The sequence below is a fragment of the Dyella sp. genome, from assembly GCF_035685805.1.
Taxonomy (GTDB): domain Bacteria; phylum Pseudomonadota; class Gammaproteobacteria; order Xanthomonadales; family Rhodanobacteraceae; genus Dyella_A.
The window spans coordinates 1-13,553 of the sequence record NZ_DASSAB010000025.1 but is presented as its reverse complement, the minus strand read 5'-3'; the positions used below and the strand labels follow the sequence as shown (position 1 = coordinate 13,553).

12 protein-coding genes are annotated in these 13,553 nt (G+C 68.5%); 6 read left to right on the top strand and 6 right to left on the bottom strand.

Annotation, left to right across the window (positions count from 1 at the left end; translation table 11 throughout):
* Positions 1-9 precede the first annotated feature (9 nt).
* Both VFG40_RS05335 and VFG40_RS05330 read right to left on the bottom strand, forming a co-directional pair.
* Complete coding sequence (locus VFG40_RS05335; RefSeq protein ID WP_324895666.1) at positions 10-192, bottom strand: hypothetical protein; 183 nt, start codon at positions 190-192, stop codon at positions 10-12.
* Positions 189-803, bottom strand: a complete 615-nt coding sequence (locus VFG40_RS05330) for a DJ-1/PfpI family protein (protein WP_324895664.1) — start codon at positions 801-803, stop codon at positions 189-191. Before VFG40_RS05330 ends, VFG40_RS05335 begins: the two co-directional genes overlap by 4 nt.
* Positions 804-958: 155 nt before the next feature.
* Here VFG40_RS05330 and VFG40_RS05325 point away from each other — a divergent pair, with 155 nt between their 5' ends.
* From VFG40_RS05325 to VFG40_RS05315, 3 genes are all read left to right on the top strand, one after another.
* Complete coding sequence (locus VFG40_RS05325; RefSeq protein WP_324895662.1) at positions 959-1,990, top strand: class 1 fructose-bisphosphatase; 1,032 nt, start codon at positions 959-961, stop codon at positions 1,988-1,990.
* Positions 1,991-2,025: 35 nt separating this feature from the next.
* Entirely contained in the window at positions 2,026-2,928 is a 903-nt protein-coding gene (locus tag VFG40_RS05320) for a patatin-like phospholipase family protein (RefSeq protein ID WP_324895660.1), read from the top strand.
* A gap of 80 nt (positions 2,929-3,008) precedes the next feature.
* Positions 3,009-5,054 (top strand): alpha/beta hydrolase family protein, encoded by a 2,046-nt coding sequence (locus VFG40_RS05315; RefSeq protein ID WP_324895658.1) that lies wholly within the window; start codon positions 3,009-3,011, stop codon positions 5,052-5,054.
* 60 nt (positions 5,055-5,114) lie between these two features.
* On the opposite strand, the gene VFG40_RS05310 is transcribed toward VFG40_RS05315, so the two are convergent.
* Positions 5,115-5,294, bottom strand: coding sequence for a hypothetical protein (locus VFG40_RS05310; RefSeq protein ID WP_324895656.1), 180 nt, complete (start codon positions 5,292-5,294; stop codon positions 5,115-5,117).
* 138 nt (positions 5,295-5,432) lie between these two features.
* On the bottom strand, positions 5,433-6,530 hold the full coding sequence (locus VFG40_RS05305; protein WP_324895654.1) for a PA0069 family radical SAM protein: 1,098 nt from the start codon (positions 6,528-6,530) through the stop codon (positions 5,433-5,435).
* A gap of 155 nt (positions 6,531-6,685) precedes the next feature.
* Between VFG40_RS05305 and VFG40_RS05300 the strand changes: the two genes are divergently transcribed.
* Positions 6,686-6,910: a hypothetical protein gene (locus tag VFG40_RS05300; RefSeq protein ID WP_324895652.1), complete on the top strand. Its 225-nt coding sequence runs from the start codon at positions 6,686-6,688 to the stop codon at positions 6,908-6,910.
* Between the two features lie 112 nt (positions 6,911-7,022).
* Here VFG40_RS05300 and VFG40_RS05295 read toward each other — a convergent pair whose 3' ends face one another.
* Positions 7,023-8,429 (bottom strand): putative porin, encoded by a 1,407-nt coding sequence (locus tag VFG40_RS05295; RefSeq protein WP_324895650.1) that lies wholly within the window; start codon positions 8,427-8,429, stop codon positions 7,023-7,025.
* A 252-nt stretch (positions 8,430-8,681) separates the two neighbouring features.
* Positions 8,682-10,337, bottom strand: a complete 1,656-nt coding sequence (locus VFG40_RS05290; protein ID WP_324895648.1) for an MFS transporter — start codon at positions 10,335-10,337, stop codon at positions 8,682-8,684.
* Between the two features lie 418 nt (positions 10,338-10,755).
* Here VFG40_RS05290 and acs point away from each other — a divergent pair, with 418 nt between their 5' ends.
* Positions 10,756-12,696 (top strand): acetate--CoA ligase, encoded by a 1,941-nt coding sequence (acs, locus tag VFG40_RS05285; protein ID WP_324895645.1) that lies wholly within the window; start codon positions 10,756-10,758, stop codon positions 12,694-12,696.
* A gap of 89 nt (positions 12,697-12,785) precedes the next feature.
* Positions 12,786-13,457 (top strand): response regulator transcription factor, encoded by a 672-nt coding sequence (locus VFG40_RS05280; RefSeq protein WP_324895643.1) that lies wholly within the window; start codon positions 12,786-12,788, stop codon positions 13,455-13,457.
* Positions 13,458-13,553 lie beyond the last annotated feature (96 nt).

The following is a 13,553-nucleotide window of genomic DNA, read 5'->3' as shown; positions in this document are numbered from 1 at the left end:
CCCGCGCGCTCACCGCAAGCCCCGGCTGCGGCGCGGCAGCACCAGCGCGACCCAGGCCAGCAGGCTGAGTCGCGTCGGCCGCTCCGCGGTGTGCGCTGCCCGAACGAGCGGCGGCACGGCGCCCTCGATCAGCGTGCCGCGCAGGTAGAGCGGCCGATATGCCCGCAGCAGGCGATCCAGGCGCGTGCTCACACGACCGCCCCGGCCGGCGATTCGCCCGTGCACCACGATGGCAGCTGGGCGTGCTTGAACAGGCGGAACCAGTCCTCGCGATCGGCGGGACCGTACAGATCGAGCGTGCGGATCACCTCGCGGGCAAATTCCACGCTGCCAAGGTGACTGGCGGTGATCACGCCACCGTCGTTGGCCGCCAGCACGTCGGCGTCGTACTGCTCTTCACCGGCATAGCCTGCTACCTCATTCAGCTGACCGGGCCAGTTGCCGGTATGGCGCACGTGGTCGAGCAGCCCGGCACGCGCCAGCGGCACGACGCCGGTGTCGATACCCGCCACGGTGGCGCCGGCGGCATGCGCCTGACGCAGGCGCTGCACCGCCACCGCACCCTCGCCGCGCAGCCAAAGGTGGCCGCCGGGCACGATCAACAACACCGCGCGATCCGGCGCCAGCTCGGCCAGCGATGCATCCGGCTGCACCGTGAGCCCGCCCATCGAGACCACCGGCGCGCCGCTGAAGCCCAGCGTCCGTACCTGCCAGTCGCCAGGCCGGCGCACCTCGCACAGCGCCAGCGCCGCCTGCCAGTCGGCAAAACCGTCGAACACCAGAACGTAGACCGTATCGCGCATGGGCATGCCCTCCGTGGATGAAGGCCAAGCATGCCGCCGGGCTGCTGACACCGTGCTGTCAGCAGGCGGGCAGACCGAGGGCTGGCTCGCGTCTGCGCTGGCGTCTCCTGGCGGCAGCCGGGAGAATGGCGGATCCCTCTTGCCATGGAGATGCCATGAAGCCCGTTTCGCTGATCCAGTTCCTGATCGAGGAACGCCGCGCCGGCCACGTCAACGCCGAGCTGTCGCTGCTGATCGAGGTGGTGGCGCGGGCCTGCAAGCGCATTGCGGTGGCCACCAACAAGGGCGCGCTGGGCGGCGTGCTCGGCATGGCCGGCAGCGACGGCGCGCAGAGCATCAACGTGCAGGGTGAGGCGCAGAAGAAGCTGGACGTGATCTCCAACGAGATCCTGCTGGAGGCCAACGCCTGGGGCGGCCAGCTGGCCGCCTGCGCCTCGGAAGAGATGGAAGATCCGCAGCAGATTCCGGACATGTACCCGAAAGGCAATCACCTGCTGCTGTTCGATCCGCTGGACGGCAGCTCGAACATCGATGTGAACATCTCGGTGGGCACGATCTTCTCGATCCTTCGCTGCCCCGACGGCGTCACCGTGCCCAAGGCCGAGCATTTCCTGCAGCCGGGCACCGAACAGTTGGCGGCGGGTTACGTGGTGTACGGCCCGGCTACCGTGCTGGTGCTGACCTTCGGCCACGGCACGCACGAGTTCACGCTGGATCGCGAGGTCGGCAGCTTCGTGCTGAGCCGGCGTGACATCCGCATCCCCGAGGAGACCGCCGAGTTCGCCGTCAACATGTCCAACCAGCGCCATTGGGAGGCACCGATGCAGCGCTACGTGGGCGAGTTGCTGGCCGGCACCGAGGGCCCGCGCGGCAAGGACTTCAACATGCGCTGGGTCGCCTCGATGGTGGCCGACGTGCACCGCATCATCACCCGCGGCGGCGTGTTCTTCTATCCGCTGGACGCCAAGATCCGGGCCAAGGGCGGCAAGTTGCGCGTGATGTACGAGGCCAACCCGATGGCGTTCATCGTGGAACAGGCCGGCGGTGCCGCCACCACCGGACGCGCACGCATCCTGGAGTTGCAGCCGACCGCGCTGCACCAGCGCGTGCCGGTGTTCCTGGGCTCGAAGCAGGAAGTGGAGATCGCCACCCGCTACCACCTCGCCGCCGACGGCGCGACCGGCTGAGCGATGTCGTTGCCACGTCCGCCTGGGCGCCGCTGATGTCGCCCCGCCGCCTGCTCCGGCTGCTGTTCGCCTGCCTCGCGCTCGCTGCCTGCGCCGGTCAGGCGCCGCGTCCGGCCGCTCCCTCGCCGCCCGCAGCAAGGCTGCGGATCGGGCTGGCGCTGGGCGGCGGTGCGGCCAAGGGTTTCGCGCATATCGGCGTGATCAAGATGCTGCAGGCCAACGGCATCGCCATCGACGTGGTGGCCGGCACCAGCGCCGGCAGCGTGGTCGGCGCCCTGTACGCCGGCGGCATGGACGGGTTCGCCCTGCAGCAGGCCGCGCTGGCGCTGGACGAGTCTCGCCTGCGCGACGTGCGGCTGTTCTCCGGTGGCCTCGTGCGTGGCCAGGCATTGCAGGACTACATCAACACGCAGCTGGACCACACGCCGATCGAGCGTCTGAAGAAGCCGTTCGCCGCCGTGGCCACCGAGCTCGAAAATGGTCGCCGCACCGTGTTCACCCGCGGCAACACCGGCGAAGCGGTGCGCGCCTCGTGCAGCATTCCCGGCGTGTTCGAGCCGGTCGCGATCGGCCTGCTGCACTATGTCGACGGCGGCGTCACCAGCCCGGTGCCGGTGGACGCCGCGCGCCAGCTGGGCGCCGACCTCGTGATCGCAGTGGACATCTCCAGCCGGGCCAACGGGCGCAATCCGGACGGCATGGTGGGCATCGTCAACCAGTCGATCAGCATCATGGGCCAGACGCTCGGTGCGCAGGAGCTGGCCCGCGCCGACGTGGTGATCCGGCCGCACGTGAGCGAGATCGGCGCCACCGATTTTGCGCAGAAGAACCAGGCGATCCTCGAGGGCGAGCGGGCGGCGCTGGCGGCGATGCCCGCGATCCGCGCGCGAATTGCCGCCGCCCGGCAAGCGCGCATCGCGGCCGCGCCGGCCGACTGAAGCGGCCATCGGCACGACGCACTTGGAGGACCCCATCGCGCGCTGCTAGCGTCGCAGGCCTGTCAGCTGCGAGAAACCTCATGTCCCGATTCCTGCTCCGCCTGCCGTTGGCCCTGCTCGCCAGCGCGCTCGCCCCAGCGCTCCTTGCACGCACCGCGCCGGTCGACCCGCGCATCGATCACCTGCTGACCGAGCTGGGCAAGGTACGCAGCATCGAGGCGGTGCAGCTGTCGCCGGACGGCCGGCAGTTGGCGTGGGTGGTGCAGACCGGGGGCAAGCCGGCGATCATGCTGGCTGGCGCGGACGGCCGTGACGCCCACCGACTGAGCCCGCGCGAGCGGGCCGGCACGTGCAGCGAGACGGACATCGCCTGGGCACCGGACTCGCGCCAGCTCGCGTTTCTGTCCGATTGCCCCGGTGCGGGCGCGACGGTGGGCCAGAAGGATCTGCTGCTCGCCGACACCACCGGCGCATCGACCCCGATGCGTCTTGCCGTGCTGCACGGCTATGCGCATGACCTGGCCTGGTCGGCCGACGGCCGGCGCATCGGCTTCCTCTATGTCGACGGCGCCACGCGCGCGGCCAGCGCGGTGGCCGCGGCCAAGCCGGCAGCAGGGGAAATAGGCGTGGACGGGCTGGAGGTGCAGCGCGTCGCCGCCGTGCCGGCGGCGGGCGGGGCGCTGCAAATGCTCACGCCGGCGGCGAGCTACGTCTACGAATTCGCCTGGTCGCCGGACAGCCGCCAGCTCGCATACGTCGCGGCCTCGGCCCCGGGCGACAACAACTGGTGGATCGCCCGGCTGTATGCACAGCAGGCCAGCGCCGGCGCCAACGCACGCGAACTGGTCGACCCGCGCGCCGTCAGCGGTCCGCTGCGCGGGCTGCAGATGGCCCTGCCGCGCTGGTCGCCGGACGGCCGGCGGATCGTCTTCATCGGCGGCCTGATGAGCGACCAGGGCGCCACTGGCGGTGATCTGTACGGCGTGCCGGCGGGCGGCGGTGCGGTGACGCTGCTGACGCCCAAGATCAAGGTCACGCCCGTGTGGTTTGCCTGGACCGGCGCAGATCGACTGCTGGTGGCGCAGATCCACGATGGTCGCAGCGAAGTGGTGCCGTATGCGATCGATGCCGCGCACGCCACCGCGCAGGCGCCGCTGTTCTCGGACGCCGCCAGCCTCGGTGACGGCATTGCCGCGATGGGGCTGTCGCTGTCGCGCGATCATGCGCGGGTTGCCTATGCGCGCAGCTCCTACGCGCAGGCTCCGGAAGTGCACGTCGGCGCGCTCGGCACTACCGCGCCGCCGGCGGTCACCACGATCAACGCGGCGCTGAAGCCGTCGTGGGGCCGGGCCGAGTCGGTGGAATGGGACAACGAAGGCCGCCACGTGCAGGGCTGGCTACTGTACCCGGCCAATTACGACGCGACCCGCAGTTACCCGATGATCGTGATGGTGCACGGCGGCCCGGCCAGCGCCGTGCTGCCGCGCTGGCCGTCGGTGGGCTTTGGCGGCGTGCCGTTCTCGCCGCTGGGCTATTTCGTGTTCATGCCTAACCCGCGTGGCAGCTACGGCCAGGGCGAAGCCTACGTGCAGGCCAACCGCAAGGACTTCGGCCACGGCGACCTGCGTGACGTCCTCGCCGGCGTCGACGCCATCGAGAAGAAGTTGCCGGTGGACGACAAGCGGCTGGGACTCACCGGCTGGAGCTACGGCGGCTTCATGAGCATGTTCGCACCCACGCAGACCGACCGCTTCCACGCCGTGGTCGCCGGTGCCGGCATCAGCAACTGGCAGAGCTACTACGGCCAGAACCTGATCGACCAGTGGATGATCCCGTTCTTCGGCGCGTCGGTGTACGACGATCCGGCGGTGTATGCGAAGAGCTCGGCGATCAACTACATCAAGCAGGTGAAGACGCCGATGCTGATCGTGGTCGGCGACCGCGACGCCGAGTGCCCGGCGCCACAGTCGTTCGAGATGTGGCACGCGCTGCGCGCCCAGGGCGTGCCGACCTCGCTGGTGGTCTATCCCGGTGAAGGCCATCACTTCGAGGATCCCGACCATCAGCGCGACGTGCTGGAACGGGCACTGCGCTGGTTCGGCAAATACCTACCGGCGGGCAGCTGACCGGGACGGCGCCCGCTCCCGAAACGCGTTGGCGCCGGCTTCGCCCGATGCGTGAGTGGGTCAGGACTCCGGTGGGTCGCGGCGGCGGGTGCTCTTGACCGCACCCATCACGCCCACGCCGAGTAGTACCACCACGCCGGCAATCAGCCAGGGCAGCGGCGTGTGCAGCATCCAGGCGACGTAGGCCAGGCCGCCGATCACCAGCAGCATGCCGATCAGGTAGATCGCGAATGAGGACACGGGCACCTCCTTGCAGTGCAGGGACCGCGCCGCCGGCGCGGCATACATCAGCGGGCAAGCAGACGCGGAGCGGAGTGGGCGCGGCGTGAACCTGCGGCGGAGGCGTTCAACCCCCGCGCCGCGCCGAGGCGGCATGGATCAGAACAACTGCCCCTGCGGCGACGGCTTGCGCGGCGGCACGAACCGCGACGTGTCCAGCTCGAGCTCGCGCGCCCGGCCGAACCCGTGCCTGCGGCAGGCGATCTCGAAGCGGCGCCTGAGCAGGTCGGCGAACACGCCCTGGCCGCGCATGCGGGTGCGGAAATCGCTGTCGTAGTCGCGACCGCCGTTCATCTGCTGGATCAGGCTCATCACGTGGGCGGCGCGCTCGGGTGCGTGCAGCGCGAGCCATTCGCGAAAAAGCGTTTTCAGCTCGTGCGGCAGGCGCACCACGGTGTAGCCGGCGCAGCGCGCACCGGCAGCGGCGGCCTGCTCGAGCACCGCCTCCATGTCGCGGTCGTTGAGCGCCGGGATGACCGGTGCCACCAGCACGCCGACCGGCACGCCTGCTTCGGCCAGTGCGCCGATCGCCTGGATGCGCCGGTGCGGGGCGCTGGCGCGAGGCTCCAGTTTCGCCGCGAGATGGTTGTCCAGCGAGTTGACCGACACGAGCACCTGCACCAGCCCGGCCTTCGCCATCGGCGCCAGCAGGTCGAGGTCGCGCTCCACCATCGCGTTCTTGGTCACGATCGTGCACGGGTGCGCGCACTCGGCCAGCAATTCCAGCGCGGCGCGGGTCAGGCGCCAGCGCTTCTCGATCGGCTGGTAGGGATCGGTGTTGCTGCCGATGTTGATCGGCTCGACCCGGTAGCCGGGGCGCGACAGCTCGTGGCGCAGCACCTCGGCGAGGTTGCCCTTGGCACGCAGCCTGGTTTCGAAATCGAGCCCCGGCGAAAGGTTGAGATAGCTGTGCGAGGGCCGCGCGAAGCAATAGATGCAGCCGTGCTCGCAGCCCCGGTACGGGTTCAGTGCTTGGCTGAAGTGGATGTCCGGCGAGTCGTTGCGCGTGATCACGTTGCGCGCGCGCTCCTCGGTGACCTCGGTGCGCGGTCGGGGCGCGTCCTCCTCCAGCAGCGCGCTTTGCCAGCCATCGTCCTCGGCATGGTGGCGGATCGATTCGAAGCGACCCTCGGGGTTGGACGCCGCCCCTCGACCCTTGTGGGCCCGTGGAGCAGATGGATCATGCGACGTGGACATGCGCGGGAGCGTAGCGCGTGGCCATCTCAGGCGCCGCGACCGGCCCGTAGCCGGAGCATGAACGACGTCACGTCCCGTGGCATGCCGGCCACCGCGGCGCCGGTTTATGATCGGTCGCGCTGCCGACGGGGCGGCGACCTTTTTGGCGAGACCTCATGCGCTGGCTGATGCTGACCGGAACGGTGCTGGCTTTCTTGCTGTGCTTTACCCGCCACAGCGGCGGCGCCATGTTGATCTGGCTGCTGCTGGGACTGGTGGGCCTGCTGGCCACCGCGCTGGCGTTTGCGCAGGCGCGTATCGCGTCCCGCGCGCGTGACGAATCGCTGTCCCCCTACGATCTGCAGCGCCTGCGCGAAGGCAAGCCGCCGCTGGATCGCTGAGCATCCAGGTTCGTGCCAGGGAAATCGTGCCAAAGAAAAAGCCACGCCGTGCGGCGTGGCTTTTCTGCACTCCGGATCCGGCCCGGCGGCACGACGGCCGCCGGGTGCGTGATCAGAAGTTGTACTTGGCGCTGAGCGACACCTGGCTGCCCTTGGTGCTGGTGGTGGCAGTGGTATCCGCCGCCGAGGTCGTGTCGAGCTTGGAGTACAGGTATTCCGCACCGAGCTCGTACGCACCGGAGGTGTAGATCAGGTTGATCGCCGCCTGGTCGTTCTTCAGGCGCCCGACCGAACCGCGGCCCAGCCACTCGACCACGTCGCTGCGCTTGGGCTTGCTGGAGGCGTAGAACACGTTGGCGCTCCAGTTCGGGGTGAACTTGTAGCCCGCCTGCAGGTAGCCGCCGGTCTCCTGGATGTCGCCGAACTGGATCAGCCCGCCGAACACCTGGCCCAGGCCCTTGCCGCTGTAGATGTTGCCCTTGAACATCCAGTTGCCCGGATGCCAGTTGCCGCCCACTTCGAAGCCCTCGCTGTCGATGGTCGAGGCGACCGGCACGGCGCCGGTGCCGTCCACCCCGCGCAGGTCGATCTGCGCGTAGTGCGCCACGAAGTAAGCCAGCCAGTCCTTGTCCTGCACGTGCAGGCGGGCCTGCAGCTGCGGACGGAACCCGGCGTTGCCGGCGGTCAGGTAGTTGACGTTGTCGCCCGGGCCGCTCCAGTTGCCGTTGAAGCCACCCAGGTCAAGCCGCCACTTCGGGCCGTCCGCACCTTGGTTGAGGTCCTGCATCCACACCACGCCCGGAAAGCGCCAGCCGATCATGCCGGTGCCGTAGCCGAGCGGGAACGCCACGTGGGTGACCGAGGCCGGCACGTTGTCCAGCGGGAACAGCAGGTCCCACTGCTGGCCGATGCGCACCGTGCTGCCGGAGGAGACGTTCTTCAGGTCCATGTAGGCCTGGCGCAGGCGCGGGGTCGGCTGCGACACCGAGAAGGCGCCGGTGCCGTTGAAGCCGCCGAAGAAGTCCATCTCGATGCGGCCGCCACCGGACCAGTTGTCGTTGAACTTGGCGCCGGCGAAGTCGAGCCAGAAGCGGGTGTTGCGGATATCCACGCCGGTGTTGCGCCCATGCGTGCCCGCGTTCGGGAATTCGGCGTTCTGGCCGTTGCCGAAGGTGAAGGCCTTGTCCTGCGAGAATGCGGTGGCGTTGACGAAACCGTGCAGGGCCACCGTCACGCCCGGCGCGCTGCTGAACACGGGTGCGGCGGCCGGCGCCGGGGCCGGCGCAGCGGCCACCTTCTCGATCTGCTGCTGCTGCGCCTGCTGGTTGCCGGCGATCTGCTGCAGGTTGTCACGCAGTGCCTGCAGTTCTTTCTGCTGCTGGTCGAGCTGCGCCTGCTGCTTTTCGATCAGCGCCTGCAACGCCTTGACGTCGGTCTGCTTGGTCGCGGCGAACGACGGTCCGGCCATCGCCAGGCCCAGCGCTGCCGCCACGGCGAAGAACATAGGGTTACGTTTCATGGCTTTTTCCCCGGTGGTAAGACCGCCGACAGCGAGGCCACGCAGTGGCTGCAAGCGCCTCAAGGGCCGTCGTTCGGATATGTCTGAAAGATTACAAGAGCGTTAAAGCGGGTAGATAGCGATTTCTCGGCTTTAGCCCTAAGACTTTGGTCGTCCCTGCCGCGAGTGCTCGAGCCCGCCCGCACGTTCGGCCGGCGAACCCTCGCCTCCTGCGGCACGGCCGTCAGGAGGCGAGGCAGAGTCCGCTCGAGGTCAGGCGTTGATGTCGACGTCCTTGGTTTCCTTGACGAACAGGGCGCCGATCACGAACGTCATCGCGGCGATGATGATCGGGTACCACAAGCCCGCGTAGAAATTGCCGGTGGCCGCCACGATGCCGAACGACACCGAAGGCAGGAAGCCGCCGAACCAGCCGTTGCCGATGTGGTACGGCAAGCTCATCGAGGTGTAGCGGATGCGGGTGGGGAACATCTCCACCAGCCAGGCCGCGATCGGGCCATAGACCATGGTCACGTAGATCACCAGGATCCACAGCAACAGGATCACCATCGGCTTGTTGATGGTGGCCGGATCGGCCTTGGCCGGATAGCCCGCCTCGTTCACTGCGGCACCAACGGCCTCGGCGAACGCGGTGCTACGTGCGGTGAAGTCCGGTTTGGCCATCGCACTACCGTCGAACGAGGTGAAGTCCTTGCCGCCCACCGAGATCACCGCGACCGTGCCCGGCGCCGCCGAGACGTTCTCGTACGGCACGCCGCGCTTGGCCAGGAAGCTCTTGGCCACGTCGCAGGAGCTGGTGAACACCTTTTTGCCGATCAGGTCGATCTGCACGTTGCAGTCCTGCGGATCGGCGGTGACGCGGATCGGTGCCGACACGCTGGCCGCCTCGATCGCCGGATTGCCGTAGTGCGTCAGGCCCTTGAAGATCGGGAAGTAGGTCAGCGCCGCGAGCAGGCAGCCGGCCAGCACCACCGGCTTGCGCCCCACCTTGTCCGACAGCCAGCCGAAGAGCACGAAGAACGGCGTGCCCAGCAGCAGGGCGGCCGCGATCATCAGCTGGGTCGTGGTCGCCTCGATCTTCAGCGTCGTGCCCAGGAAGTACATCGCGTAGAACTGGCCCGCGTACCACACCACGGCCTGGCCAGCGGTTGCGCCGAGCAGGGCCAGGATGACGATCTTGAGGTTGCCCCAACGCGCGAACGACTCCGTCAGCGGCGCCTTGGAGTGCTTGCCCTCCGCCTTCATCTGCTGGAACACCGGCGACTCGGAGAGCTGCAGGCGGATGTATACCGACACGGCGAGCAGCACCGAGGACAGCAGGAACGGGATGCGCCAGCCCCAGGTGTCGAACTTCGGACCCAGCATTGCCTTGCAGCCCAGGATGATCAGCAGCGACAGGAACAGGCCGAAGGTCGCGGTGATCTGGATGAAGCTGGTGTACAGGCCGCGCTTGCCGTGGGGCGCATGTTCGGCCACATAGGTGGCCGCACCGCCGTACTCGCCGCCGAGCGCAAGGCCCTGCAGCAGGCGCAGCGCGATCAGGATCACCGGCGCAGCCACGCCGATGGAGCCGTAGCTCGGCAACACGCCGACCAGGAAGGTCGACAGGCCCATGATCAGGATGGTGATCAGGAAGGTGTACTTGCGTCCCACCAGGTCGCCGATGCGGCCGAACACGATCGCACCGAACGGACGCACCGCGAAGCCGGCAGCGAAGGCCAGCAGCGCGAACACGAAACCGGACGCCTCGTTGAGGCCGGAAAAGAACTGCTTGGCGATGATCGCCGCGAGCGAGCCGTAAAGGTAGAAGTCGTACCACTCGAAGACGGTGCCCAGGCTGGATGCGAAAATCACCCGCTTGTGGCTGACGTCGAGTGCGCTGGTCGCATCGATGCCGGTGGTGGCCATGCTGTCACTCCCCTCAAAGTTTTTCGGTTTACTCCGCACATCGGCGGAGCAGGTACCGCGTCACCGCGGTCAGAACGTTCGGACTTGGCCGCCCCCCGGCCCGGGTCCCGCGTCGTCGACACTGGCTGGTGCCGCCAGTGCACCGATTTGCCTCGCCTCCCGCCATGCACGCTGCGAAGCGCACGTACTTGCGTGCCGGAAGACGCTCGGAGCATGGGGATGTTGGGTCGCGCGCAGCTATACGGCTTTGGTCGAGAATCGACCAAAGTCGAAGCGCACCGGCTCCGGTGCATCGCCTCCCGCGCGACTACACTCGACCGTCGATGACTCGCCAGCCCCCGGGCGCTGGCAGCCGACCGCCTGCCCCGGTCCGCCGCGCCCACCGAACCCCGCGCCTACCGAACCCGAGGAGCACGCCATGTCCAAGCTGTATCCGGTCAAACCCGAAGTCGCCGCCCGCGCGCGCGTGGGCCGGGACGACTACACGCGCACCTACGCCGAGTCCGTGAAGGATCCGGCGGCCTTCTGGGGCCGTGTTGGCCAGCGGCTGGCGTGGATGAAGGCGCCGACCAGGATCAAGGACACCTCGTTCGACCCGGCCGACCTGCACATCCGCTGGTACGAGGACGGCCAGCTCAACGTGGCCGCCAACTGCCTGGACCGACATCTCGCCGAGCGCGGCGACAAGACCGCGATCATCTTCGAGGGCGACGACCCGAACGAGTCGCGCCACATCAGCTACCGCGAGCTGCATGGCGAAGTGTGCAAGTTCGCCAACACGCTCAAGCACCTGGGCGTGCAGAAAGGCGACCGCGTGGCGATCTACCTGCCGATGATTCCCGAGGCGGCGATGGCGATGCTCGCCTGCGCGCGCATTGGCGCGGTGCATTCGGTGGTGTTCGGCGGTTTCTCACCCGATTCTCTGGCCGGACGCATCGCCGACTCGCAGTGCAAGGTCGTGATTACCGCTGACGAGGGCGTGCGTGGCGGCAAGAAGATCGCGCTGAAAACCAACGTCGACGCCGCGCTGGAGCGTCCCGGCACCAACAGCGTGGAGACTGTGGTGGTGGTGCGCCGCACCGGTACCGCAGTGCCCATGCAGTCCCCGCGCGACCGCTACTGGCACGTGCTGATGGATGGTCAGAGCGTCGACTGCCCGCCCGAGCCGGTCGAGGCCGAGCATCCGCTGTTCATCCTCTACACCTCCGGCTCCACCGGCAAGCCGAAGGGCGTACTGCACACCTCCGGCGGCTATCTGGTGTATGCCAGCTACACCCATGAACTGGTGTTCGACCTGCGCGAAGACGACGTCTACTGGTGCACCGCCGACGTCGGCTGGGTCACCGGCCACAGCTACGTGGTGTACGGGCCGCTGGCCAACGGCGCCACCACGGTGATGTTCGATGGCGTGCCCAACTACCCGGACTACCGCCGCTTCTGGCAGGTGATCGACAAGCACCAGGTGAGCCTGTTCTACACGGCGCCCACCGCGATCCGCGCGCTGATGCGCGAGGGCGAGGGCCCGGTGAAGGCCTGCTCGCGCGCCTCACTGCGGGTGCTCGGTTCAGTCGGCGAGCCGATCAACCCGGAAGCGTGGGAGTGGTACTACCGCGTGGTCGGCGACGAGCGCTGCCCGATCGTCGACACCTGGTGGCAGACCGAAACCGGCGGCATCATGATCTCGCCGCTGCCCGGCGCGATCGGTACCAAGCCGGGCTCGGCCACGCTGCCGTTCTTCGGCATCAAGCCGGCGATCGTCGACGCCGAAGGCACCGTGCAGGAGGGCGTGGCCGAGGGCAACCTGCTGATCACCGACTCCTGGCCGGGCCAGGTGCGCACCATCTACGGCGACCACCAGCGCTTCATCGAAACCTACTTCAGCGCCTACCCCGGCAACTACTTCAGCGGCGACGGCGCGCGCCGCGACGAGGACGGCTACTACTGGATCACCGGCCGCGTCGACGACGTGATCAACGTCAGCGGCCACCGCCTGGGCACCGCCGAGGTGGAGAGCGCGCTGGTATCGCACCCGAAGGTGGCCGAGGCCGCCGTGGTCGGCTGCCCGCACGAGATCAAGGGCCAGGGCATCTACGCCTACGTCACGCTGATCGCCGGCGAAACCGGCAGCGACGCGCTGCGCAAGGAACTCATCGCCTGGGTGCGCAAGGAGATCGGCCCGATCGCCACGCCGGACTACCTGCAGTGGGCGCCCGGCCTGCCGAAGACCCGCTCCGGCAAGATCATGCGCCGGATCCTGCGCAAGATCGGCGAGAACCTCCCCGACCAGCTCGGCGACATCACCACCCTGGCCGATCCCAGCGTGGTGAAGAACCTGGTCGACGAGCGGCTGATCAAGTGAGCAGGAGTGAGTGAAGAAGCGTGAGAAGTGAGTAAATGCCGACTACGCTGTCTCTCGTTTCTCGCTCCTCACCACTCACTACTCGCCTTATGCCCGACATCCTGATCGCCGACGACCATCCGCTGTTCCGCGACGCCCTGCAGCGGGCGGTGCTGACCGCGTTGCCGCAGGCGCGCGTGCACAGCGCGGACAGCGTGCACACGCTGCTCGGCCTGATCGAACAATTCCCCGACGCCGAGCTGCTGCTGCTCGACCTGCACATGCCGGGTGCGCGCGGCTACTCCGCGCTGGCGCATATCCGCGGGCAATACCCCGGACTGCCGACCATCGTGGTGTCCGGTCACGAAGAGGCGCAGGTGGCGCGCCGCGCGCTGGGGCATGGCGCCTCGGCGTACATTCCGAAATCCAGCTCGGGCGAAAGCATCGTCGCGGCGATCCGCGCCGTGCTCGACGGCGACGTCTGGCTGCCGCCGGCCCTGCTCGGCGCCCCCGGCGAACTCCGGCCCGACGAAGCCGCCGCCGCCGCGCAGATCGCCGCGCTGACGCCGCAGCAGTTCCGCGTGATGACGATGATTGCCGAGGGCCTGCTGAACAAGCAGATCGCGTGGGAACTCGGCGTCTCCGAGGCCACCGTGAAGGCGCACATGACCGCGATCATGCGCAAGCTCGGGGTCAACAACCGCACCCAGGTCGCGCTGCTCGCCAGCCAGCTGGCGGTCGACCAGGGCAGCATGCCGGCGCTGCCCGACGGCGAAGGCTGACTCCCCGACTAGCGGCGCAGCAGGGCGGTCAACAGCGCACGCAACGCGGCCGGCCTCACCGGCTTGTGCAGCACCGGATAACCGAGCGCCCGCGCC

What these genes read in the sequence shown, in the direction of transcription:
- VFG40_RS05330 (WP_324895664.1), bottom strand. Translation starts at nt 803, where the DNA reads ATGCGCGATACGGTCTACGTTCTGGTGTTCGACGGTTTTGCCGACTGG.
- VFG40_RS05325 (WP_324895662.1), top strand. Translation starts at nt 959, where the DNA reads ATGAAGCCCGTTTCGCTGATCCAGTTCCTGATCGAGGAACGCCGCGCC.
- VFG40_RS05320 (WP_324895660.1), top strand. Translation starts at nt 2,026, where the DNA reads ATGTCGCCCCGCCGCCTGCTCCGGCTGCTGTTCGCCTGCCTCGCGCTC.
- VFG40_RS05315 (WP_324895658.1), top strand. Translation starts at nt 3,009, where the DNA reads ATGTCCCGATTCCTGCTCCGCCTGCCGTTGGCCCTGCTCGCCAGCGCG.
- VFG40_RS05305 (WP_324895654.1), bottom strand. Translation starts at nt 6,530, where the DNA reads ATGTCCACGTCGCATGATCCATCTGCTCCACGGGCCCACAAGGGTCGA.
- VFG40_RS05300 (WP_324895652.1), top strand. Translation starts at nt 6,686, where the DNA reads ATGCGCTGGCTGATGCTGACCGGAACGGTGCTGGCTTTCTTGCTGTGC.
- VFG40_RS05295 (WP_324895650.1), bottom strand. Translation starts at nt 8,429, where the DNA reads ATGAAACGTAACCCTATGTTCTTCGCCGTGGCGGCAGCGCTGGGCCTG.
- VFG40_RS05290 (WP_324895648.1), bottom strand. Translation starts at nt 10,337, where the DNA reads ATGGCCACCACCGGCATCGATGCGACCAGCGCACTCGACGTCAGCCAC.
- acs (WP_324895645.1), top strand. Translation starts at nt 10,756, where the DNA reads ATGTCCAAGCTGTATCCGGTCAAACCCGAAGTCGCCGCCCGCGCGCGC.
- VFG40_RS05280 (WP_324895643.1), top strand. Translation starts at nt 12,786, where the DNA reads ATGCCCGACATCCTGATCGCCGACGACCATCCGCTGTTCCGCGACGCC.